At 73.4% G+C, this 21,065-nt stretch carries 19 protein-coding genes and 2 pseudogenes; 8 read left to right on the top strand and 13 right to left on the bottom strand.

Annotated features, from left to right (window positions below; genetic code table 11):
- The first annotated feature begins 276 nt into the window (after positions 1 to 276).
- The 3 genes from BBH68_RS29565 (at position 277) to BBH68_RS29555 (ending at position 2,422) form a co-directional block, all read left to right on the top strand.
- Positions 277 to 1,059 carry a TVP38/TMEM64 family protein gene (locus BBH68_RS29565; protein WP_065966791.1) on the top strand — a complete coding sequence of 261 codons (783 nt, stop codon included), beginning with the start codon at positions 277 to 279 and terminating at the stop codon, positions 1,057 to 1,059.
- A 151-nt stretch (positions 1,060 to 1,210) separates the two neighbouring features.
- Entirely contained in the window at positions 1,211 to 2,083 is an 873-nt protein-coding gene (locus tag BBH68_RS29560; RefSeq protein ID WP_065966790.1) for an undecaprenyl-diphosphate phosphatase, read from the top strand.
- A gap of 156 nt (positions 2,084 to 2,239) precedes the next feature.
- Positions 2,240 to 2,422: a hypothetical protein gene (locus tag BBH68_RS29555; RefSeq protein ID WP_065966789.1), complete on the top strand. Its 183-nt coding sequence runs from the start codon at positions 2,240 to 2,242 to the stop codon at positions 2,420 to 2,422.
- 548 nt (positions 2,423 to 2,970) lie between these two features.
- Here BBH68_RS29555 and BBH68_RS29550 read toward each other — a convergent pair.
- The 8 genes and pseudogenes from BBH68_RS29550 to BBH68_RS42220 form a co-directional block, all read right to left on the bottom strand.
- A complete protein-coding gene (locus BBH68_RS29550; protein WP_104531433.1) occupies positions 2,971 to 3,636 on the bottom strand; it encodes an HAD family hydrolase in 666 nt (221 codons plus the stop codon).
- Positions 3,637 to 3,640: 4 nt separating this feature from the next.
- Entirely contained in the window at positions 3,641 to 4,273 is a 633-nt protein-coding gene (locus BBH68_RS29545) for a flavin reductase family protein (protein ID WP_065966787.1), read from the bottom strand.
- A 90-nt stretch (positions 4,274 to 4,363) separates the two neighbouring features.
- Entirely contained in the window at positions 4,364 to 4,984 is a 621-nt protein-coding gene (locus tag BBH68_RS29540) for a DUF4352 domain-containing protein (RefSeq protein ID WP_065966786.1), read from the bottom strand.
- 152 nt (positions 4,985 to 5,136) lie between these two features.
- Positions 5,137 to 6,138: an ABC transporter substrate-binding protein gene (locus BBH68_RS29535; RefSeq protein ID WP_065966785.1), complete on the bottom strand. Its 1,002-nt coding sequence runs from the start codon at positions 6,136 to 6,138 to the stop codon at positions 5,137 to 5,139.
- Positions 6,139 to 6,191: 53 nt separating this feature from the next.
- A complete protein-coding gene (locus BBH68_RS29530) occupies positions 6,192 to 6,956 on the bottom strand; it encodes an amino acid ABC transporter ATP-binding protein (RefSeq protein ID WP_065966784.1) in 765 nt (254 codons plus the stop codon).
- Complete coding sequence (locus BBH68_RS43455) at positions 6,949 to 7,950, bottom strand: amino acid ABC transporter permease (RefSeq protein WP_065966811.1); 1,002 nt, start codon at positions 7,948 to 7,950, stop codon at positions 6,949 to 6,951. The genes BBH68_RS29530 and BBH68_RS43455 overlap by 8 nt, the downstream gene beginning before the upstream one ends.
- 144 nt (positions 7,951 to 8,094) lie before the next feature.
- Positions 8,095 to 8,541, bottom strand: a pseudogene (locus tag BBH68_RS43450) (GNAT family N-acetyltransferase); the annotation flags it as partial.
- On the bottom strand, positions 8,538 to 8,687 hold the full coding sequence (locus BBH68_RS42220) for a hypothetical protein (protein WP_158080386.1): 150 nt from the start codon (positions 8,685 to 8,687) through the stop codon (positions 8,538 to 8,540). The pseudogene BBH68_RS43450 and the gene BBH68_RS42220, both read right to left, overlap by 4 nt.
- A gap of 862 nt (positions 8,688 to 9,549) precedes the next feature.
- Between BBH68_RS42220 and BBH68_RS29520 the strand changes: the two genes are divergently transcribed.
- Positions 9,550 to 10,371 (top strand): glutathione S-transferase C-terminal domain-containing protein, encoded by an 822-nt coding sequence (locus BBH68_RS29520; protein WP_065966783.1) that lies wholly within the window; start codon positions 9,550 to 9,552, stop codon positions 10,369 to 10,371.
- Here BBH68_RS29520 and BBH68_RS29515 read toward each other — a convergent pair.
- The 5 genes and pseudogenes from BBH68_RS29515 to BBH68_RS29495 form a co-directional block, all read right to left on the bottom strand.
- Complete coding sequence (locus tag BBH68_RS29515) at positions 10,350 to 11,186, bottom strand: cytochrome c oxidase assembly protein (RefSeq protein WP_065966782.1); 837 nt, start codon at positions 11,184 to 11,186, stop codon at positions 10,350 to 10,352. The genes BBH68_RS29520 and BBH68_RS29515 overlap by 22 nt on opposite strands.
- 155 nt (positions 11,187 to 11,341) lie before the next feature.
- Positions 11,342 to 11,890 (bottom strand): annotated as a pseudogene (locus BBH68_RS43440) (DUF2243 domain-containing protein); the annotation flags it as partial.
- A gap of 141 nt (positions 11,891 to 12,031) precedes the next feature.
- Positions 12,032 to 13,468, bottom strand: a complete 1,437-nt coding sequence (locus BBH68_RS29505; RefSeq protein WP_065966781.1) for an amidase — start codon at positions 13,466 to 13,468, stop codon at positions 12,032 to 12,034.
- Between the two features lie 103 nt (positions 13,469 to 13,571).
- Entirely contained in the window at positions 13,572 to 14,765 is a 1,194-nt protein-coding gene (locus BBH68_RS29500) for an SUKH-4 family immunity protein (RefSeq protein ID WP_245738359.1), read from the bottom strand.
- 81 nt (positions 14,766 to 14,846) lie between these two features.
- Positions 14,847 to 15,446, bottom strand: a complete 600-nt coding sequence (locus tag BBH68_RS29495; RefSeq protein ID WP_104531432.1) for a TetR/AcrR family transcriptional regulator — start codon at positions 15,444 to 15,446, stop codon at positions 14,847 to 14,849.
- Positions 15,447 to 15,589: 143 nt separating this feature from the next.
- On the opposite strand from BBH68_RS29495, the gene BBH68_RS29490 reads away from it, so the two are divergent.
- From BBH68_RS29490 to BBH68_RS29475, 4 genes are all read left to right on the top strand, one after another.
- Complete coding sequence (locus BBH68_RS29490) at positions 15,590 to 16,453, top strand: MBL fold metallo-hydrolase (RefSeq protein WP_065966779.1); 864 nt, start codon at positions 15,590 to 15,592, stop codon at positions 16,451 to 16,453.
- A gap of 153 nt (positions 16,454 to 16,606) precedes the next feature.
- Positions 16,607 to 17,785, top strand: a complete 1,179-nt coding sequence (locus tag BBH68_RS29485) for a hypothetical protein (protein WP_065966778.1) — start codon at positions 16,607 to 16,609, stop codon at positions 17,783 to 17,785.
- Positions 17,782 to 18,366 (top strand): hemerythrin domain-containing protein, encoded by a 585-nt coding sequence (locus BBH68_RS29480; RefSeq protein WP_065966777.1) that lies wholly within the window; start codon positions 17,782 to 17,784, stop codon positions 18,364 to 18,366. The genes BBH68_RS29485 and BBH68_RS29480 overlap by 4 nt, the downstream gene beginning before the upstream one ends.
- Positions 18,367 to 18,586: 220 nt before the next feature.
- Entirely contained in the window at positions 18,587 to 21,010 is a 2,424-nt protein-coding gene (locus tag BBH68_RS29475; protein WP_065966776.1) for a SpoIIE family protein phosphatase, read from the top strand.
- Positions 21,011 to 21,065: the final 55 nt, after the last annotated feature.

Genomic DNA, 21,065 nt, shown 5'->3' with positions numbered 1-21,065 from the left:
ACAGCGATGGGATGTGCAGGAGGACCCCAGGGACGAACCGACCCTCCCCTGGTGGGATCCGTCGGAGCTGTCCGAGGAGGGTCAGAGTCGGGCGCCGCCCGGGCAGGCGGCCGCGCGGGCCGCCGCGGGGGTGAAGGCAGCCTTGAGCGCGTCCGCGACCGCGGACGTGGGCTCGAGGAAGGGCTGCCGGAACATGCCGTTGATCGTCGCGCATCGCCTTCGCGTGCGTCGAATGGTTTTTCCTGGTTTCCGTGGTCGGTCGGTTACGCTCCTTCGATGCCCGATGCCGCCCCGCCCGCCACACCGGCCACCACACCGGCCGCGCGCCGCGCCCGCGCGCTGCTCTCGCCGCGGCTGCGGCTGTGCCTGCTGGTGCTGTTGCTGGCGGCAGCGGCGGGCGCGGTGTGGGCATGGCAGCCGCACCGGCTGCTGGCCGAGGGGTGGCCGCCGCGGCTGTCCGGCGGCCCGGCCGTGGTGATCTTCGCGCTCGCGTACGGGGGTTGTGCCGCGGCCCTGGTGCCGCGGCCGCTGCTGAACCTGGCGGCGGGCGCGCTGTTCGGGGCTCCGGCGGGGCTGGCCGCGGCGGTGGCCGGGACGGTGCTGGGCGCCGGTGTCTCCTTCGGGCTGGGCAGGCTGCTGGGGCAGGACGCGCTGCGGCCGCTGCTGCGCGCCCGCTGGCTGGCGGCGGCCGACCGGCAGCTGAGCCGGCACGGCTTCCGGTCGATGCTGGCCATCCGGCTGTTCCCGGGTGTGCCGTTCGCCGCCGCCAACTACTGCGCCGCGGTGTCACGGATGGGCTGGCTTCCGTTCCTGCTCGCGACCGGCCTCGGCAGCGTCCCGAACACCGCCGCGTACGCGGTGGCGGGCAGCCACGCCACCACCCCGACCTCCCCGGTGTTCCTGGCCGCGCTGGCCTGTGTCGCCCTGCCCGCCCTCGCCGGGTGCGCCGTGGCCTGGCGCAAGCGCGGCCGGCTCCGCGCGGCCCGGGACACGGCCGGGCCCGGGCGGCCGGGCGAGCCGGGCCGGCCCGCGACGGAACCGGGCCCGTCGGGGGCCTGAGGACCAGGGTCCTCGTGGCCCTCTTACCCGGGGACGGTACGCTGCCCGACGACCGGCGCTGATCCACAGCGGCCGGTTTCCCGTCGGCCACCCCGCCTGACCCGCCGCTGCGCCGGTCAGCGCATGATCAGCCTTTGGATATGTAGACGCGATGTCGTGGTTCGAATCATTCATTCTCGGACTGGTCCAGGGGCTGACCGAGTTCCTGCCGATCTCCTCCAGCGCCCATCTGCGGCTCACCGCCGCCTTCGCGGGCTGGAGCGACCCCGGCCCCGCCTTCACCGCCATCACCCAGATCGGCACCGAGCTGGCCGTGCTGATCTACTTCCGCAAGGACATCGCCAACATCGTCTCGGCTTGGGCCCGCTCCCTCTTCAGCAAGGAGTGGCGCGGCAACCATGACGCCCAGATGGGGTGGCTGGTCATCGTCGGCTCGATACCCATCGGTGTGCTCGGGGTGAGCCTGAAGGACCAGATCGAGGGTCCCTTCCGCGATCTGCGGCTGATCGCCACCACCCTGGTGGTGATGGGTCTCGTGCTGGGCTTCGCGGACCGGCGGGCCGCGCGCGACGAGACCGGCGGCAGGCACCGCGCGCCCGTGCAGCGCAAGACGCTGCGCGAACTCGGCGTCAAGGACGGCCTGATCTTCGGCATCTGCCAGGCGATGGCGCTGGTGCCGGGCGTGTCCCGCTCGGGGGCGACGATCAGCGGCGGTCTGCTGATGGGCTACACGCGCGAGGCGGCGGCCCGGTACTCCTTCCTTCTCGCGGTGCCCGCGGTGCTGGCCTCCGGTCTCTTCGAGCTGAAGGACGCCTCGGACGGGCACACGGCGTGGGGTCCGACCATCTTCGCCACGGTTGTCGCGTTCGTCGTGGGTTACGCGGTCATCGCGTGGTTCATGAAGTTCATCACCACGAAGAGCTTCATGCCCTTCGTGATCTACCGCGTGCTGCTGGGCCTGGCGCTCTTCGCCCTCGTCGGATTCGGTGTGCTGAGCGCCCACGCGGCCGAGTCCGCGGGCTGACGGCCGCTCAGTCAATCAAGATCGTCTCCCACTCTCCCACTCCCCTCCCGCGCGCAGGACCCGTGGGACAGGACAGGGCATGGCCCTCACCGCTGTGGTGAGGGCCACGCGCGGCATGGGCCCGCCTTGTCCCCAGCCGCCCGTAGTCTTGTTCTTATGCCCGAGATGCCCATACCCCTGGAGTCGCCGCGCGCCGCCGACGCGGCGAATGAGGCGATCCGGCGGTTCATGGCGGCGCGGATCGGGCGTCCCCTCTGGCCGGCGGAGCGGCGGGAGTACACACGGCTGCTCGCCGTATGGGCCGAGGCCCAGCGGGGCCGGCTGCCCGAGACCGCGTAAGCCCGGGGGCGGCGGCCGTTCCGTCCCGAATTCCGCGCTTGAACGCGAATGCCCCTCGCCGACGGGGGAGCAGCGAGGGGCACGACCAGTGTGACACGGGACGGGCGGCGAAGTACCCGATTCGGGCGGTACACGTCGCATATATCTACAACCGGAACCGGGCCCCCTGACTCCGGGCCCTGGATCCGCCGGCCCGGAGGGCACGCCTCCCGAGATCGGAGCGGTAGCGGTCCTACGGGGTTCGATCCCCGTACGCGCGAACGCGTTTCTGCCAGAAAGAAGTAACCGCCGGCCTGCGCACCGGGAGGCGCGGCGCCTACTCTAGCCGCCCGCGTGGCCGCCGCCGAGCGATTAAAACGATCAAGGAGGAGGTGGGCCGCCGGCCGAGGAGGGAGGAGTCCGGCGGCCCCTTCGCCCAGGTCTGGCGCACCTGGACGGGCTGTACGAAGACTCAACCACCGCGTCGCGCGGCGCGGGAGGGTGTGCGGTAGATATATGCATGCACTCTGATCACACGGGGTGTGAATGGATCACACTCCGTGCGAGCTCTACCCAACGCTCCGCGACGCCCCCGTCCCCGTCCCCATCAACCGGGCCAGCTCGGTCAGCGAGTCGACGCGCCAGTCCGCCAGGGCCGCGTCGGCCGTGCGCGCCCACAGATGTCCCCACGGCCCGCGCCGGAGGTGCGCCGCCCGCAGCCCGGCGGCCTTGGCGGGGCGGATGTCGAGGGCCGGGTAGTCGCCGACGTAGACGGTCTCGTGGGGCGCGGCGCGGGCCAGGTCCACGACATGGGCGAAGAACCGGGGATCCGGCTTGGCGACGCCCCACTGACCCGAGGTCGCGACCTCGTCCACCGGCAGGCCCAGCGCGCGCACCAACTCGCCCGCGCGCGCCGACTGGTTCCCGGCCACGGCCACGCGCATCCCGAGCGCCCGCAGCGCGCCCAGGGCCTCCCGGACATCCGGATACAGATCCGACTCCTCGAGCCGCTCCCCGCACCCGGCCGCCTCCCGCGCCCGCCGCTCGGCCCGCACGTCCACCCCCGGCCGGGCGAGCCGGATCGCCTCCGCGTCGTCCCGCCCCTCCGCGACCACCGCCCCGACCAGCGCGGACAGCGTATGCCGGGGGACGCCGAGCCAGTCGGCCCACGACGCCCAGTACCGGTCCTCGCGCACCAGGGTCGAACCGACGTCGAAGACGATCGCCGCGGGCACCGGGCTACGAACCACTCCGCGCGCCGCCGCCCGCGCCGCCCTCCCAGTCCGCGTACCGGATCCGGGACCGCTCCCACACCTCCCCGAGCGTCCCCCACTCGTCCTTGCCCAGCCGCGCCAGCGGGCGCAGCCTGGTCACCTCGGGGTGCCCGTCGTCCATGACCTGCTCGTCGACCACGGCGTGCACCACCCGGCCGAACACCACGGTGGAGTCCCCCAGCCGCACCGTGCTGTGCAGCTCGCACTCCAGCGCCACCGGCGACGCCGCCACCCGCGGCGGCTTCACCCGCAGGCTGGGCTCCCGGGCGATGCCCACCGCCTCGAACTCCCCCATGTCGCGGGGGAAGTCCGTAGCGGTCTCGTTGATCTGCTCGAAGAGCTGCTCGGGCGCGAAGTTGACCACGAACTCGCCGGTCTCCTCCACATTGCGCAGCGAGTCCTTCCGCCCCACGGAGGTGAACTGCACGATCGGCGGGGACACGCAGGCGATGGTGAAGAAGGAGTGCGGCGCCAGATTGCAGGTCCCGGCCGCCGAGAGGGTGGACACCCAGGCGATCGGCCGGGGCACGACCACCGAGGTCAGCAGCTTGTAGAAGGGAGTGCGGCCTACGGCCTCGGGCTCGAATTCGATACGCATACCGCCCAGTATCCGCACCCACGGCAGGCCACCCCAAGGGCGGCTCGCGGCCTCACCCGGCCCTTGGGCGGATCACGGCGGGCCGTGCCCCTAGAGGGTCCACGTCCCGATGCGTTCCGCGTCGAGCCCTGTGCGGTCCATCTGCCACGTCACGCTCGCGATCTTCGCGCTCTTCGGCACGTCGAAGATCACCCAGCCGGTGGCCCGTTCCCCCGGCGAGAGAGTCATCGTGATGCTCAGGGACTCGCCGACGGTGGGATCCCCGGGTTTGCCGTTGTGCGCCGTTCCTGTCGTGTCGACGACCGTCGGGGGGGTGTACGGGGCGTCGCTGTAGGTGACCGTGCCAGTGTTCACGATCGTGAACTCCGCTGCGACCAGGCGGTTTCCGTTGGCGGGATCGAAGTAGGGGCCTTGGGCCTTCGCGTTGTCCACGAACTTGTTCAGCGTGACCTCGGCCGTGGGGGCGGTCGTTTCACCCAGGCCCACGATTCCTACGAGCGAGAGGGTGTCGCCGAGCTTGCCGGTCGTCGAGCTCGCCTGGCTGGGCGCGGCCTCCGGCGACTTCTCACCGCCGGGTTCGGCGGCGGCGCTGGAGTGGGTGCCCTTCTTTGTCGTCCCGGCCTTGTCGCCGTCCCCGTCCGACCCATGACAAGCGGTGAGAGTGGCGGTGAGTGCGACGACCGCCGCGGCGGCAGCGATGGAACGGTGCATGGAATCCCCCGTACATTCCGTGAAATCAGATCGGTGGCGACACCCCCAAATCCTTGTACACAACAGTGTGCCTGGGATAGCCGTTCTGTAACTGACCGGTGCCAAATCGAGGTGGGGCGCGAGAGCCGTGCGCCCTCGCGCCCCGGATCGCATCACTTGTTGGTCTTGGGCAGGCCCGGCGGGTTGATCTCCGACTTCTCGATCGCCTCGCCCGACAGGCCCCAGCGCTTCAGCACCTTCGCGTAACTGCCGTTGTCGATGATCTCGTTGAGCGCCGAGTTCACCGCCTTGACCAGTCCGTTGTCCTTCTTGGTGGTGGCCGCGATGAGGCCCTGGAGGGTTTCGCCGGCGCCGGAGTACGTGCCGACGACCTCGGTCTGACCGGCGGAGGCCACATGGTAGGCGGCGGTCGGGTTGGGGCCCAGGAAGAGGTCGATCCGGCCGGAGGCGAGCGCGAGGTAGGTGTCGCTCTGGTTCTGGTAGTACTTAATCTTCACCGGCTCGCGGCCGGCCTTCACGTTCTCCTTGCTCCACTCGACCAGCAGCTTCTCCTGGTTGGTGCCGGTGTCCACGGCGACGGTCTTCCCCGACACGTCCTCGGGGCCGGTCACCTTCAGACCGCTGCCCTTCTTCGCCTCGAAGGCCAGGTCGTCCTTGCGGTAGCTGGCGAAGTCGTACTTCTCCTTGCGTTCCTCGGTGTCGGTGATGTTGCTGAAGCCGACGTCGTACTTGCCGCTGTCCAGGCCGACGAAGATGTTCTCCCAGGAGACCGTGTTGAGGTGCGGCTTGAGGCCCAGCACATCGGCCACCAGGTAGGCGAGGTCGGGCTCCACGCCGATGACGGTCTTGTTGTCGGTGGCGTAGAAGGTCAGCGGCGCCGAGGAGTCGGAGGAGTCGACGATCTCCAGGGTGCCTCTCTTGCGTATCCCGGCGGGCACCTGCGCGGCGATGGAGTCCACCTTGGGGGTGGTGACGCGCTTCTGGTCCGCGCTCAGGTTGATCTTCGTACGGGTGCCGTTCCCGGCCTTGACCTCGGCCGTGCCGCCGTCCGAGGGGTTGCCGCAGGCGGTGAGGACGAGGGCCGCGGCGAGCGGGAGGGCGGCCGCGGCGGAGCGGCGGGTGAGGCGGGTGAGGCGGGTGAGGCTGGCTGACACGGTGGTTCTCCTTGCTTCGGGGGAAACGGGGGCGGCCGCGGGGAGGGAGGCCGTCACAGGACCTTGGAGAGGAAGGCGCGGGTGCGCTCGTGGCGCGGGGCGTCGAGGACGGTCGCGGGCGGTCCCTGCTCCACGACGACGCCCCCGTCCATGAACACCACCGTGTCGGCGACCTCGCGGGCGAAGCCGATCTCGTGGGTCACGATGATCATGGTCGTACCGGTCCGCGCCAGATCCTTGATCACGTCCAGGACCTCACCGACCAGTTCCGGGTCGAGTGCCGAGGTGGGCTCGTCGAACAGCAGCACCTTGGGCTCCAGGGCCAGCGCGCGGGCGATGGCCACGCGCTGCTGCTGCCCGCCGGACAGCTGCCGGGGATAGGCGCCCGCCTTGTCGGCGAGGCCGACCCGCTCCAGCAGCCGCGCGGCACTCGCCACGGCCTCCCTGCGCGGGCGGCGCAGCGCCGAGACCGGGGCCTCGACGAGGTTCTCCTCCACGGTGAGGTGCGGGAAGAGGTTGAAGTCCTGGAAGACGAAGCCGATGTGGGTGCGCTGCCGCAGGACCTCCCGCTCCCTCAGCTCGTGCAGCCTGTTCCCGGACCTGCGGTAGCCGATCAGCTCGCCGTCGATGCTGATCCAGCCGCGGTTCACCTTCTCCAGGTGGTTGATGGTGCGCAGCAGGGTGGACTTCCCGGAGCCGGAGGGGCCGAGGATCACGGTCACCTCGCCGGCGCGCACCCGGAGGTCCACGCCGCGCAGCACCTCCAGCGGCCCGAAGCTCTTGTGGACCCCGCGCACCTCCACCATCACCTCACCCATGACCGCCTCCCAGGGGTGCGGCCGGGCGGCGGCGCTGTGCGGCGGCGGCCCGCAGGCCGGCCAGGAAGCGCCGGGCGCGCTCCAGCGGCGTGGGGGGCGGGGTGCGCTCGGCGCCCCGGGCGTAGTGGCGCTCGACGTAGTACTGCGCCACCGAGAGCACGGAGGTCAGGAACACGTACCAGGCGGTGGCGACCATCAGCAGCGGGATCACCATGCCGTTGCGCCCGTAGATGACCTTGACCTGGTAGAAGAGCTCGCCGATGGCCATCACGTACACCACCGAGGTGCCCTTGAGGAGGCTGATGATCTCGCTGCCCGCCGTGGGCAGGATGGCCCGCATGGCCTGGGGCAGCACGATCCGCCGGATCTGCCGCAGCCTGGGGATCCCGAGGGCCGCCGCGGCCTCGAGCTGGCCCTGGTCGACCGAGAGGACACCGCCGCGGACGATCTCCGCGCAGTAGGCCGCCTGGTGGAGCGACAGGCCGATGAGGGCCGCGCCGATGGTCCCGATCAGGTCGTTGCTGCTGACGGACCAGAACACCGGGCCGAAGGGGATGCCGATGCCCAACTCCCGGTAGAGGGCGCCCAGATTGAACCAGAACACCAGCTGGACGATCATCGGGATGGACCGGAAGATCCACACATAGGTCCAGGCCACCGTCCGCAGCACGGGGCTGGCCGACAGCCGCATGAACGCCAGCACGGTGCCGAGGGCGAAGCCGAGCAGCATCGAATAGACGGTGAGCTGCAACGTCACCCCCACGGCGGTGACGATGGTCTCGGACAGCACGTACTCGCCGAAGACCCGCCACTGCCAGACGGGGTTGGTGACCAGCCCGTGGAGGAACTGGACGCTGACGACGAGGACGGCGAGCGCGGCGGCCCAGCGGGCGTAGTGGCGGGTGGGCACGACCTTCAGCGAGGCCAGCTCGTCATGGTCGGGGCGAGCGTGGTCGGGGCGAGCGTGGTCGGGGCGGGCCCGGTCGGCCTCGATGGCGTCGATCGGGATGGCGTCGGGCGGGATGGCGTCGGCCTCGATGGCGTCGGGGCGGCCCCGGTCGGCCGCGGCCGCGGCGGTGAGGTGCTTCTCGAAGGGGAGCGGGCCGATGGTCTCCGGGTCGGCCTCCGTGTCGAACAGCGGTGTGTAGCCGGTGGCCAGGTACAGCCCGCGGGCCTCGGGCTGGCGCGGCCCGGTGGTCAGGTAGATCCGCCGGTAGCCCCGGGCGGCCGCCTCGCGTTCCAGCTCGGCCACCACCCGGCGGGCGAGGCCGCGCCGCCGGTGCGCGGAGTGCGTCCAGATGCGCTTCAGCTCGGCCGTGGTCCCGTCGTACCGGCGGAACGCCCCGCCTGCGACGGGCTCCCCGTCCTCCAGCAACAGCAGCAGCACCCCGCCGCGCGGCGTGGTGAACTCCTCGTCGGGGTAGCGGGCGAGCTCGGCGTGGGCGTCCTTGCCGTAGCGGGTCGAGTACTCGTGGCCCAGTTCGCGCAGCAGCGGTCGTACGCGCGGATCGGACACCGAGACCTGAATAACCGTCAGGCCAGCCGGGGCCGGGGCGGAGGAGGGCGGTCGCGTGACGGAAGTCATCCGCGCTCCCGGGCCAGTTCCCGTACGGCGGTCCGGCCCCGGTCGCCCTTGCCGCAAGCGGCGCGGGAGGCACGGGCGGCACGGGTGGCGCAGGTGGTCCCGGATCCGTCAGGGGTGGCGGCGGTGCCGAGGAGTTCCACGGGCATGGGAATGGCCTTTCGGGGAGGTGGACGGGGAGCGCACGCGGGCGGCCCGCGACTGCCCTGGGCGCCGGGCGACATGACGGCGCCACAGGGGCGGCGCGGAACACGGGAGTGGCCCTGACGCGCCGACACCACGAGGCAGGCCCGGCGCGGGTACGGGAGGGCGGCGCGGCACGCACGCGGGGCGGAGCTCACGTACGGGGGCGACGCGGGGGGGAAGGCTCGGACCGCGACGGTCACGAGCGGAGGCGGACCGCTACGGCGGACCGCTACCGGGTCAGGCGCAACACGCCGCGGACCACACCCGACCGAAGTCGATGTGGCCGCGCGTGACCAGACGCTGCTCGGCGTTCATGGCAATCATTCAGCAGTACATCGCTCGCCACGTCAACCGCCGGTCGCATGCTGGACGGTTGCGCCGCCGCTCGGCCACTTCTCAGAGGCCCGGCCTCACTCCTTGACGGCCTCGCGCGGCACTACGACACTGTGGGCGACGGTTTCGCGCCTCGCGAGCCTCGATGATGGGACCGGTGGAGATGCCCTCGACTGTCGGCGGAAACGAGGAAGCCCGGCGGCTTCCGCGGCCGACGTTCCCGCCCTTCTCCCGCTCCCTGACCCGGCGCCTGCACATCGACCTGTTGCGCGTCTGCACCGCCGGCAGTCCGGCCGTCTGACCGAGACCGGTCGACGGAGACCGGTCGGCGGCGCTCTTCGGAGCGCGCGGTCACCGAGCCCGGGGCCGGATGTGGCCGGACGCCGGGCTTTCCTCCCGCCCTCCTCCCTCCAGGCCACCCCGCTCCCTCCAGGCCATCCCGCCACCGGCGCCGCACCGGCCACCGGGGCGCCATCACGCTTTTGGAGAGCCATGCCCGAGACGATTCCGCGCGCTTCGGCCCCGGCGGCGCTGCTCGACCGCTGGCCCGCCCAGGCCGGCCCCCTCATTGCCACCCGCCCGCGCCCCGACGACTTCAGCAGCCGCATCGGCGTCGATGTCGCCGGCGGCTTCTATCCCGCGCCGCACCGCTATCAGGTGTTCCTCTCCCGGGGCTGTCCGCGCTCGCTGCGCGTCTCCCTCACCCTGGACCTGCTCCGGCTGGGCGACTCGGTCACCACCGTCTTCCTCCCCTCCCCCGCGGCCACCGGGAGCCTGCGCGGCGCGTACGAAGCCACCCGGCACCGCTACGACGGCCCGCTGACCGTGCCCGCGCTGTGCGACAGGTGGAGCGGGCGGGTCGTCAGCAACCACACGCCCGACATCCTCCGCGACCTCGCCGACCACCTGGGCGACCAGGGAGGCGCCGGCCTTCCCCGGCTGCGCCCGCGGGCCCTCGCCGCGGACATCGACGCCCTCGGGGAACTCATCGACACCCGGATCGTCCAGGCCGCCCGGCGTGCCGCCACGGACCGGGCGCCCCAGGGCCGGGCGGAGGCGCTGGAGACGCTGCTCGGGGCGCTCGACCAGCTCGACGGCCGGCTGGCCGGGGGGCCGTACGCGCTGGGCGACGAGCTGACCGCCGCGGACGTGGACCTGTGGGTGGCGCTGGTCCACCTGGACGCGGTGGACCGGCCCCGCCTGACGGCCGACGCCGCCCGCCTGGTGTCCCGGCACGACCGCCTCCGGTCCTATGTGCGCCGCCTGGGCGACCACCCGGCCTTCCGAGGACATCACGCCCCGGCCGCGCGGTAGGACGGGCCCGGCGCCCGCGCCCCGGGCCGCCGGCGGGCCGGGCGCCAGGTGGCGACGAGGGCCGCGGCGAGCAGGAGTTCGGCGATGTCGCCGCCGTAGTACATGAGCTGTGCCGCGCCCCGGACCTGCGGGATCGGCGCGTGCACGGAGACCAGGAACCCGCCGTACATCAGCTGGGCCAAGGTGGCGTGGACGGCGACGGCGACGCCGAGGAACACCAGCCGGACGGGGACCCCGGGGCGCGTCGGGCCGGGGTCGGGCCCGGCGACGGCCCAGGCGAACAGGTAGCCGGAGAGCAGGAAGTGGGCGTGCAGCAGCCCGTGCGCGAGCGGCCGGTGGGCGGTGGCGTCGTACAGCGGGGTGCAGTAGAGCACGACCAGGCCGCCGGTGCTCAGCGCCAGCGCGGTGGCCGGGTGGGCGAGCAGCCGCAGGGGGCGGCTGCGCAGCAGACCGGCCGCCCACCGGGCCCGGTGGGCGGGCAGGGTGCGCAGCAGCAGGGTGACCGGCGCGCCGAGGACCAGGGCGAGCGGGGCGTACATGCCGATGAGCAGGTGCTGGGCCATGTGGCCGCGGAAGTCGCCGTGGGCGAACGGAGCGAGGGGCGGCAGCAGGGCCACGGCGAGCAGCGCGCAGCCGGCCAGGAAACTCGCCGTCCGCCACCGCGCCCAGGGGCGGCCCGGGTGGTGGGAGCGGGCCCGGCGGGCGAGGAGGAGGTAGCCGCAGGCGAGCACCAGGACCGCCGCCACGGGCAGCAGCGTCTCCAGCGCCTCGGCGCCCGTGTGCGGCTCGTGGGTGGCGGGATGGTGGGCGGGCATCAGGGGCGCCCTCGCGTCTGCCCCGCAGGCCCCGGGCGTCCCGGGGGTCCCGGGGGCCCGGACTGCCCCGGCCGGCCCGGCTGCCCCGGGGGCCCGGACCGCCCCGGCCGACCCGGCTGACCCGGGGGCCCGGACCGCCCTGGCCGACCCGGGGGTCCCGGGGCGGCCGGGGCGCCGGCGGGTTCGGGGTCCAGGGGGCGGCCCCGGCGGCGCAGCAGCGAGCCGAGGGCGACCAGGAGCGCCCCGAGGAGGAGGAAGCCGAGGTCCCACCAGATCTGACCGGGCCCGGCGCGCACGTGGTGGATACCGAGGACGTGGTGGTCCAGGACCCCTTCGACCAGGTTGAACAGCCCCCAGCCGACCAGCATCCAGCCCCACAGCACGGGTGAGGTCCACACCCGGCGGCGGTCGTGGGTGACGCGGGCGTACAGGATGGCCAGTCCGGTGAGGACCGCCAGCCAGCACACGGTGTGGAAGACGCCGTCCCAGACGGTGTTCATCCGCAGTCCGGACACGGTGTGGGCCGAGTAGTACTTCACGCCGATGTTGTCGTCGTTTGTGCTGGTCAGCATGTGGTGCCACTGCAGGAGCTGGTGCAGCAGGATGCCGTCGACGAACCCGCCCATGCCCACGCCCAGCACGATCCCCGGCAGCCGGAGGCCGGGGGGCGCGGCGGGCCGGGCCTCGCCCGCGGTGGTGGACATCGCTCACCTCCGTCCCGTCGGCGGTCCGCGTCGCGGGGACCGCGCTCGGCACGGGTTGCCCGCCGCCGGCCCGCCAGTCACCGGCCCCCCGGATTTCCGCCGGCCGGTTTCCGGGGCGGGCGGCTCAGCGCGGCGTGCGGCTCAGCGCGGCGGGCGCCGCCGCCAGTGCCCGGTGGCCTGTTCGAAGGCGTGGCCGAGCTGGAGGACCGCGAAGTCCGCCCGGTGGGGGCCGACGATCTGCAGGCCGACCGGCAGCCCCTCGGGGGTGAACCCGGCCGGTACGGACAGCGCGGGGCTGCCGGTGGAGGAGATCAGATAGGCCGAGCGCATCCAGTCCAGATAGTCCTCCATGGGCACTCCGGCCACCTCGGTCGGGTATTCGGCGGTGACGTCGAACGGCACCACCTGGCTGACCGGAAGCAGCAGCGCGTCGTACCGCTCGAAGAACTCGCGCACCCGGTGGAAGAGCCTGGCGTGCGCCACCTCGGCCCGGCCGAGGGCGGGCCCGGTCAGCCGGCGGCCCTCCTCCGTGTTCTCCCGGATGGTCCGCTTCAGCGCGTCGGGGTGGTCCTCGGGACAGCGGTCCATCAGCGGGCCGAAGGAGATCTCGAAGAGCCAGGCGCGCAGCGTACGGAACACCTCCTCGCCCTCGGCCAGGTCCGGGCACGCCTCCTCCACCACGCACCCCAGGTCCTCGAACACCGTGACCGCCGACTCGACGGCGCGGGCCACGGCCGGCTCGACCGGGACCAGCCCGCCCAGGTCCGGCGACCAGGCCACCCGCAGTCCGCGCGGATCGTGGTCGAGCGGGCGGGCGAAGCGGGCGCCCGGCTCCTCCAGGGCGATGGGCGAGCGCGGGTCGGGGCCCGCCATGGCGGACAGCAGCAGCGCCGCGTCGCCGACCGTGCGGGCCATGGGGCCCTTGACCGGCAGCGTGTTCCAGGCGGCCGCGGTGGGCCAGGTGGGGACGCGGCCGGGCGACGGGCGCAGGCCCACGACGTTGCAGAACGAGGCCGGGTTGCGCAGCGAGCCGCCGGTGTCGCTGCCGTCCGCGAGCGGCACCATTCCGGAGGCCAGCGCGGCGGCCGCGCCGCCGCTGCTGCCGCCCGCGCTGCGGCCCAGGTCGTACGGGTTGTGGGTGGCGCCGAAGATGGGGTTGAAGGTGTGCGAACCGGCGGCGAACTCGGGCACGTTGGTCTTGCCGAGGGTGATCGCCCCGGCGGCCTTGATCCGCTCGATGACCAGGTCGTCCTGGTCGGGCACGCCGTCGGCGAGCCGCGAGCCGTGACTGGTGCGGATGCCGGCGGTGTTGTGGGTGTCCTTGTGGGCGATCGGCAGCCCGTGGAGGGGGCCGACATCTCCCGGGCCGGCCCCGGCCGCGAGTCGCTCGTCGGCGGCCTTCGCGGCGTCGAACGCGCGCTCCGCGACGAGGGTGACGATCGCGTTGACGGCGGGGTTGACCCGCTCGATCCGGTCCAGGTGGGCCCGCAGCAGCTCGCGCGCGGACACCTCGCGGCGGCGCAGGAGGTCGGCGAGTTCGAGGGCGGGCAGGAAGCAGAGGTCGTCGTCGTGGGGCACGCGGGGCTCACTCTCCTTGCTCGACGCGGCGGTTCGGGCCGCGATGCGGCCGATGCCGCGGTCCGTGCAGCCTAGGGGCGTCGCTTCGCGGCGGACCTCCCCGCTACAGCACCCCGCCCGCCTCGTCGTGGAAGACCTCCGGCCAGTAGCGCCAGTCGTCCGGCTCGCCCGTCGGCCGGCAGGCCACCGGGTCCACCGAGGCCAGCACGGCCGTCATGGTGTCGGCCAGGGGCTGGTACATGTCGTCGGTCAGCTTGTGTTCCTCGTCGATGGCGCGCTCGCGGTGCAGCGCCCAGGCCGTGAAGGCCAGCGTGGAGACGTCGGCGTTGAGCGGGCGCAGGGCGGCGTCGGGGATGTTCCAGGCGTGGATCGCGCCGCTGTCCCCGTCGATGACGACGTCCGTGTCCTCGACGAGGTATCCCAGGCGCAGCAGCCGCTCGGGGGCCACGGCCATGTCCTCGGGGAAGCCGTAGAAGGCCTCCCCCCGCTCGTGCTCCTCGCGGCACCGGGCGAGGGTGGGCAGCGTCGGCGCCTCGGTGTCCAGGCGGAACATGAGGCCGTCCTCGGGCAGCCCGGTGCGGGCCAGGAAGCGCCGCGTCGGCTCGTGGACGAGGGTGTCGGGCAGCTCGGCCGGGTCGAAGCGCACGATCTCCTCGGCCCCGAACTCCTCCTCCAGCACCCCCTCGGGCAGATCGAGCCGCAGACCGCCGCCCGGGCCCGCGAGCAGCGCGAACGGCCGTATGAGCGCGACGGTGCGCCAGAACGCGGGGAGGGCGTGGTCCCACTCCGCCACGTCGCCCGCGCTCCCCCAGCCGCCGTCCCAGTCCTCGGCTTCGAGGACCGACAGATACAGCGCGGACGCCTCCGCCACCGCCCGCGTCCCGTAGCCTCCGGCGAGGTGGGCGAACCGGCCGCGGAGCCCGGCCAGGTCGGCCGCCGCGTCGAGGAAGCGCGCGAGGGCCTCCACGGACGGCGCCAGGGGAAGGACCTCGAGCAGGCCGGGGTCCTCCTCGAAGAGCAGCATGCTGGAGACGCGACCGGTGGCCCCGTCCAGCACGACGACATCGGCCTCCTCGCCTTCGACGAGGAGGTGGCCGATGGCCAGCAGGCCGCTGATGTGCGGGTCGAGCTGGGCCGGGTCGGCGGAGTCGGCGAGCAGCCGCGGGACCGGCACCGGCGGGCCCTCGGCCAGCGGGCGGAAGCGCATCAGATCGCCGCCGCCCGGCAGGCCCCCGCCGCTCAGCCACCGCCGGGTGTGCTCGTCGGTGATCGCCGGGGGCAGTTTGCCCTCAGGCACCGTGATGACCTCCGCTGTCACGCTTCCCCCGCACCGCTGACGACCCGGCGCGCCGGGTCACGCTTGTCACTGCGCAGGACCCTACAGCGGGGGTCCGACAGCGCCCCGGGCGGCGTCCATCAGGACCCGGGCGGCCGCGCGGGCCTGGCGGGCCGGTTCGGGGGTGCCGGATATGGCGGCCGTGGTGATCGCGCCCTCGGCCAGCAGGGCGAGCTGGGCGGCCAGCGCGGCGGGCAGGTCCGCGGCCTCCACGAGACCGGCCAGATACCGCTGGAACGCCTCCTTGTGGGCGCGGGCGGCCGCGGCGACCTCCGGGGTGGTGGCGCCGAGTTCGCCGTAGGAGTTGATGAAGGCGCAGCCCCGGTAGTCCGGCTCGCTGAACCACTCGTACAGCCAGTCGAAGACCGCCGCCACCCGCTCCTCGGGCGGCCCCGGCGCCGCCTCGACGTACCGCGCGAGCCCGTCGAGCAGGCGGGCGTCGCGGCGCCGCAGATACGCCTCGACCAGCGCGGCCTTGGAGGGGTAGAGCTGGTAGAGCCGCTTGAGGGAGACGCCCGAGGCGGTCCGTACCGCGTCCATGCCGACGGCCTGGACACCGCGGCCGTAGTAGAGCTCCTCGGCGGCGTCGAGGACCCGCTCCCTCGTCGCCTCGAGTTCCAGCGTCGTCGACCCCTGCCTCATCCACCCTGCCCCGGCCGCCAGCGGCCGACGGCCGCACCCGAACACACGAGAACTATCGTTCTCCCACCCTACCGCAGGGCAGGGGCGCGCATCCGGGGTACTCGGTCGCCCTGCCGTCGTCCGGACGAGCCGGAGGTCACGCCATGAACACGAGCCCTCCCGAAGGCGCCGTGGAGATCCACTTCATCGGCAACGCGACCCTGCTGCTGCGCTACGGGCCCTTCACCCTGCTGACCGATCCGAACTTCCTCCACCGCGGGCAGCACGCGTACCTCGGCCACGGCCTGCTGTCGCGCCGCCTGACCGAGCCCGCGCTGCCCGTGACGCGGCTGCCGGTGGGGCTGGACGCCGTCGTCCTGTCCCATCTGCACGGCGACCACTGGGACCGGGTCGCCCGCCGCCACCTGGACCGCGGCGTGCCCGTCATCACCACCCCGCACGCCGCACGCCGGCTCCAGGCGTTCCACGGCTTCCACCGGGCCACCGGGCTGCGCAACCGGCAGAGCCACGACCTGGTGAAGGACGGCGCGCGGGTCCGGGTCACGGCCGTCCCCGGGCGGCACGCGCGCGGGGCGCTGCAAGCGTTCCTGCCGCCGGTCATGGGCAGCGTGGTGGAGTTCATGGACGCGTACGGGCAGGTCACCCTGCGGCTCTACCTCTCCGGCGACACCCTCCCGTTCGAGGGCCTGGAGATGATCACCGAGGACCACCCGGACATCCATCTGGCCGTGGTCCACCTGGGCGGCACCACGCTCCCCGGCGGCTTCCTGGTCACGATGGACGCCGCCATGGGCTGCGATCTGGTGGAGCTGCTCGATCCGCCGCTGGTGCTGCCCGTCCACTACGAGGAGTACACCGTCATGAAGTCGCCCCTCGGCCACTTCCTCGCCGAGGCCCGGCGCCGCGGGCTCGGCCCGCGCCTCGTCCACTGCCCCCGGGGAGGGCGCGTCATCGCGGGGCCGGGCCCGCGCGTCGCCACGCCCGGCACCGCCGTGCCGGGCCGCTGACCCGGGCTCCTTACCGGACGTCCCGGGGCCCGGCGCGCCGGATTCGGCCATTCGGGGAGTCCTCCCGGCCCTCTGGTTGGTGCCCTGTGCCGCGGGGCACCCGGCCTCCGCTCCACGGCCCCCGAGCCCCCACCCCGCTGCCAGGAGACGCCCATGACGTTCAATCCGCTGGAACAGCGGGGCATCCCGCTGGACCGCCAGCTGCGCAACTGGCGAGAGCTCGACGTCGCCCCCATCGACCCCGACCGCTGCGACCCCTACACCCGGTGCCGGATCATCACCATGAACGGCATCGAGATCGAGGCGGTGCTGTTCAGCCACCAGATGGCCCGCCACTGCCCCGACCAGGACGTCAGGCGGCAACTGGCGCGGACCCGGTACATCGAACAGCAGCAGCAGAAGGTCGTGAACTGGCTGCTGCCGGGCGTGTCCTCGGTGCTGGAGACCACCATCGCCTATGAGCAGGTGGCGGTGGACCTGACGGCGTGGGTGGCCCGCATGGAGCCCGATCCGTATCTGAAGCAGGCCTACCAGTTCGGCGTGCTGGAGGACTTCGACCATCTCTACCGGTACGCGAACCTGTACGAGATGATCGAGCACCGCAAGGCGGAGGAGATCGTCCAGGGCCTCACCGAGGTGATGCCGGGCCGGCCCACCCCGTACCACCACCGCGACGCCGTGGACAACGTGCGCGACCCGTACGACCGGGACCGCGCCGACCCGCTCTCCAAGCTCCACGCGCTGACGATCATGTCGGCCGAGCAGCAGACGATGAACTTCTACATGAACGTCGGCCCGCAGTACATGGAGCCGATCGCCCGCCGCCTGTACCAGGAGATCGGGCTGGTCGAGGAGGAGCACGTCACCCACTACGAGTCCCTGGTCGACCCGGGCGAGACCTGGTGGGAGCAGCTGGTCAACCACGAGTACAACGAGTGCTACCTCTACTACTCCTTCATGGAGCAGGAGCCGGACCCGAGGGTGAAGGCCATCTGGGAACTGCACCTCGGCATGGAGCTGGAGCACCTGCGGATCGCCTGCGACCTGATGCGCCGCCACGACGGCCGGGACCCCGAGCAGGTGGTGGCCCCGCGCCTGCCCGACGTGCTCACCTTCGAGCCCAACAAGGAGTACCTGCGCGGGCTGCTGGACACCCAGATCGACCTGACCACGCTGGGCGCGGGCTATGTGCGCGAGGCCCACGAGCGGTTCGAGGCGATGCAGCGGACCGTCAACAGCGACGGCGGGCCGCCGAGCGAGCTGGTCATGGAGCAGCACCAGCACCTGTACGGCCGGGACTACCGGGTGGAGAGCGCGGGGAGGCCGGCGTGACGCACGAAGCCAGGAGCGATGTCACCGGCGGGGGCGAGGACGTGGTCGCGCTGCTCATGCGGCAGCACGGCGACATCCGCAATCTCTTCGACGAGGTGGAGCGGGCGGAGGGCGAGGAGCGGCGGGCGGCGTTCCGCAGGCTGGTCCAGCTCCTGGCCGTCCACGAGACGGCCGAGGAGGAGGTCGTCCACCCCTCGGCCCGCCGGGCCTTCGACGGCGGCGAGCAGGTGGTGGAGGACCGGCTGCGGGAGGAGAGGGACGCCAAGGAGAGGCTCAGCCGGCTGGACGACATGGACCCGGCCGAGCCGGACTTCCTGCCCGCCCTGCGGGAACTGCGCACCGAGGTGATGCGGCACGCCCGCGCCGAGGAGCGCTACGAGTTCGCCCAGCTGCGCCGCCGCTCTGACCCCCGCCGGCTCGCCGCCATGGCCAAGGCGGTCAAGGCCGCCGAGGCCATGGCCCCCACCCGTCCCCACCCCGGGGTGGAGACCGCGCCAAAAAACATCATGGCCGGGCCCGTGGCCGCCGTGATGGACCGCGCCCGCGACACGATCCGCAAGGCGATGGGCGACAGGGGCTGACCGGGGCGGAGCACCGACGCCCCGGCCCCGCGCCGCGTTCCTGAGGGCCGACGGGCGCGTTCGCCGGCCGGGGGTGTTTCCCTGGAGGGAGGTGGATGGGCAGCCGAGTCATACTTGAAGATGTGAGCATCCAGGCGTTTCTTCCGCCGCGGGCGCGGCGACGGCGCGCATGACCTCACGATCTCGGCCGGATCTACCAGGCAGCGTGGGATGAACGACCATGAGGCGACCGGACACCGTGCGGGATCTCCCCGTCCGGTGGGACGGCCTCGTTGACGAGCCGTCGACGGCCAGGGCCACCCTCGACGAGCGGGGCATCGTCACCGGGTGGAGCGAGGGGGCCCGCAGGCTCCTCGGCCACCCGAGCGCGGCGGTGCTGGGCAGGCCTGCCTCGCTGCTGCTCGTAGGCGGGGCGGGCCCCGACCTCCCCGGCGCCCGGGGGCGGCTGGGCCGGTGGGCCGGGGAGCTGACGCTGCTCCACCGCGACGGCCACCCCCTGCGGGTCCGTCTGCTGGCGCACCACCGGGCGGCGGCGGGCGGCGGCGCCGAGTGGCTGCTGGTCTCGCCGCTGGACCGGACGGTGCCGACCGCCGGGGACGACTGGCTGGTCAAGGCCTCGTTCGCCCAGGGGCCCTGCACGATGGCGGTCTACGACCGGCGGCTGCTGCTGCGGTGGGCCAACGCGGACATGGAACGCGCGATGGGGCTCACCCAGGACCAGATGCGCGGACTGCGCATGTCGGAGATCGTGGCCGACTCGCGCGGCGCCGAGGCCGAGCGGCTGATGCGCCAGGTGCTGGACAGCGGCCTGCCGCGCTCGCTGCGGCTCCCACCCGCCCCCGGCAGGCCGGCCTGGTCCACCTCGCTGGCCCCGCTGTGCGGCGCCGACGGCCGGCCGCGAGGGGTGATCCTGTCGGCGCACGACGTCACGGAGCGGTACGAGGCGCAGCGGCGGCTGGCGCTGCTCGACGAGGCGAGCCTCCGCATCGGCTCGACGCTGGACATCGCGCGCACCGCGCGGGAGCTGACCGAGGTGGCCGCCCCGGCGTTCGCGGACTTCGCCGTGGTGGATCTGCTGCCCTCCGTCCACCCCGGCGGCGACGAGCCGCCCCCCGGGCCGGTGCCCGGCACGGTCGTGCTGCGCCGCGTCGCCGCCCGCTCGGTGCTGGAGGGCAGCCCGGACGTGGTGATCGGACTCGGTGAGCTGGCCGTCTATGCGGAGCGCTCCCCCGCGGCCGAGTGCCTGGCCGCCGGGCGGGGGGTGCTGACGGAGGTGACCCCCGAGGCCGTCGCCCGGTGGGCCGGGGACGACCCCGCGCGGGCCGACTCGACGCGCCGGTTCGGCTTCCACTCCACGATCACCGTCCCGCTGCGCGCCCGGGGGACGACGCTGGGCGTGGCCGCGTTCGCCCGCCACCGGCGCCCCGAGCCGTTCCAGCAGGACGATCTGCTGCTCGCCGAGGAGATCACGGCCCGGGCCGCGGTGTGCATCGACAACGCCCACCGCTACACCCGGCAGCGCGAGACCGCCCTGACCCTGCAGCGCAGCCTGCTGCCGCGGCAGCTGCCGCGCCGCGCGGCGGTCGAGACCGCCTCCCGCTATCTGCCGGCCCGGTCGCGGGCGGGCGTCGGGGGCGACTGGTTCGATGTGATCCCGCTGTCCGGCGCCCGGGTCGCCCTGGTGGTGGGCGATGTGGTGGGCCACGGCGTGCAGGCGTCGGCCGCCATGGGCCGGCTGCGGACGGCGGTGCGCACCCTGGCCGATGTCGATCTGCCCCCGGACGAGCTGCTCACCCACCTCGACGACCTGGTGGCCCAGTTGTCGGCCGAGGCGGGGGGCGAGCCGGGCGCGGACGCCGCGGGGGGCCTGGGGGCCACCTGTCTGTATGTGGTGTACGACCCGGTGTCCCGGCGCTGCTGCCTGGCCCGCGCCGGCCATCCGCCTCCCGTGCTGACCCGCCCGGACGGCCGCGCCGACTTCCTCGACCTGCCCGGCGGGCCGCCCCTGGGCCTGGGCAGCCTGCCGTTCGAGTCCCGCGAGGTGGAGCTGGAGGAGGGCAGCCTGCTGTCCCTCTACACCAATGGGCTGCTCCAGGCCCCCGACGGCGATGTCGACGAGGCGGTGGCCGCGCTGCGCACGGCGCTCTCCCGGCCCGCCGGGCCCCTGGACGAGCTGTGCCAGGCCGTGCTCGCCACCCTGGTCACCGGCCGCCCCGCCGACGACGTGGCCCTGCTGATGGCCCGCACCCGGGCGCTCGACGCGTCCCAGGTGGCCACCTGGGACCTGCCCCCGGACCCGGCCGCCGTGGCCCGGGCCCGCCAGGACGCCGCCGACCAGCTCCTGGCCTGGGGCCTGGACGGGGCGGTGTTCACCACCGAACTGGTCGTCAGCGAGCTGGTCACCAACGCCATCCGGCACGCCGAAGGCCCCATCACGCTGCGCCTGATCCACGACCGCAGCCTCATCTGCGAGGTCTCCGACGGCAGCAACACCGCGCCCCATCTGCGCCGCGCCCGCGTCTTCGACGAGGGCGGCCGCGGACTGCTCCTGGTCGCCCAGCTCAGCCGCCGCTGGGGCAGCCGCCACTCGGCCACCGGCAAGACGATCTGGGCCGAACAGCCGCTGCGGGGCCCGGTCGAGTGAGGGCGGGCCATACAATCACCGGTGAAACAAAGCCTGTTCGGCCGCGGCGCCTGGC

The sequence above is a fragment of the Streptomyces sparsogenes genome (assembly GCF_001704635.1).
Classification (GTDB): Bacteria; Actinomycetota; Actinomycetes; order Streptomycetales; family Streptomycetaceae; genus Streptomyces; species Streptomyces sparsogenes.
The sequence above is the reverse complement of the archived record's forward strand: the minus strand, read 5'-3'. Positions and strand labels throughout refer to the sequence as shown.

Bases quoted from the DNA above. Each gene is read 5' to 3' on its own strand.
- BBH68_RS29490 (WP_065966779.1), top strand. From the start codon at position 15,590: ATGAACACGAGCCCTCCCGAAGGCGCCGTGGAGATCCACTTCATCGGC.
- BBH68_RS29560 (WP_065966790.1), top strand. From the start codon at position 1,211: ATGTCGTGGTTCGAATCATTCATTCTCGGACTGGTCCAGGGGCTGACC.
- BBH68_RS29515 (WP_065966782.1), bottom strand. From the start codon at position 11,186: ATGCCCGCCCACCATCCCGCCACCCACGAGCCGCACACGGGCGCCGAG.
- BBH68_RS29475 (WP_065966776.1), top strand. From the start codon at position 18,587: ATGAGGCGACCGGACACCGTGCGGGATCTCCCCGTCCGGTGGGACGGC.
- BBH68_RS29530 (WP_065966784.1), bottom strand. From the start codon at position 6,956: ATGGGTGAGGTGATGGTGGAGGTGCGCGGGGTCCACAAGAGCTTCGGG.
- BBH68_RS29495 (WP_104531432.1), bottom strand. From the start codon at position 15,446: ATGAGGCAGGGGTCGACGACGCTGGAACTCGAGGCGACGAGGGAGCGG.
- BBH68_RS29565 (WP_065966791.1), top strand. From the start codon at position 277: ATGCCCGATGCCGCCCCGCCCGCCACACCGGCCACCACACCGGCCGCG.
- BBH68_RS29520 (WP_065966783.1), top strand. From the start codon at position 9,550: ATGCCCGAGACGATTCCGCGCGCTTCGGCCCCGGCGGCGCTGCTCGAC.
- BBH68_RS29545 (WP_065966787.1), bottom strand. From the start codon at position 4,273: ATGCGTATCGAATTCGAGCCCGAGGCCGTAGGCCGCACTCCCTTCTAC.
- BBH68_RS29540 (WP_065966786.1), bottom strand. From the start codon at position 4,984: ATGCACCGTTCCATCGCTGCCGCCGCGGCGGTCGTCGCACTCACCGCC.
- BBH68_RS29485 (WP_065966778.1), top strand. From the start codon at position 16,607: ATGACGTTCAATCCGCTGGAACAGCGGGGCATCCCGCTGGACCGCCAG.
- BBH68_RS29555 (WP_065966789.1), top strand. From the start codon at position 2,240: ATGCCCGAGATGCCCATACCCCTGGAGTCGCCGCGCGCCGCCGACGCG.
- BBH68_RS42220 (WP_158080386.1), bottom strand. From the start codon at position 8,687: ATGCCCGTGGAACTCCTCGGCACCGCCGCCACCCCTGACGGATCCGGG.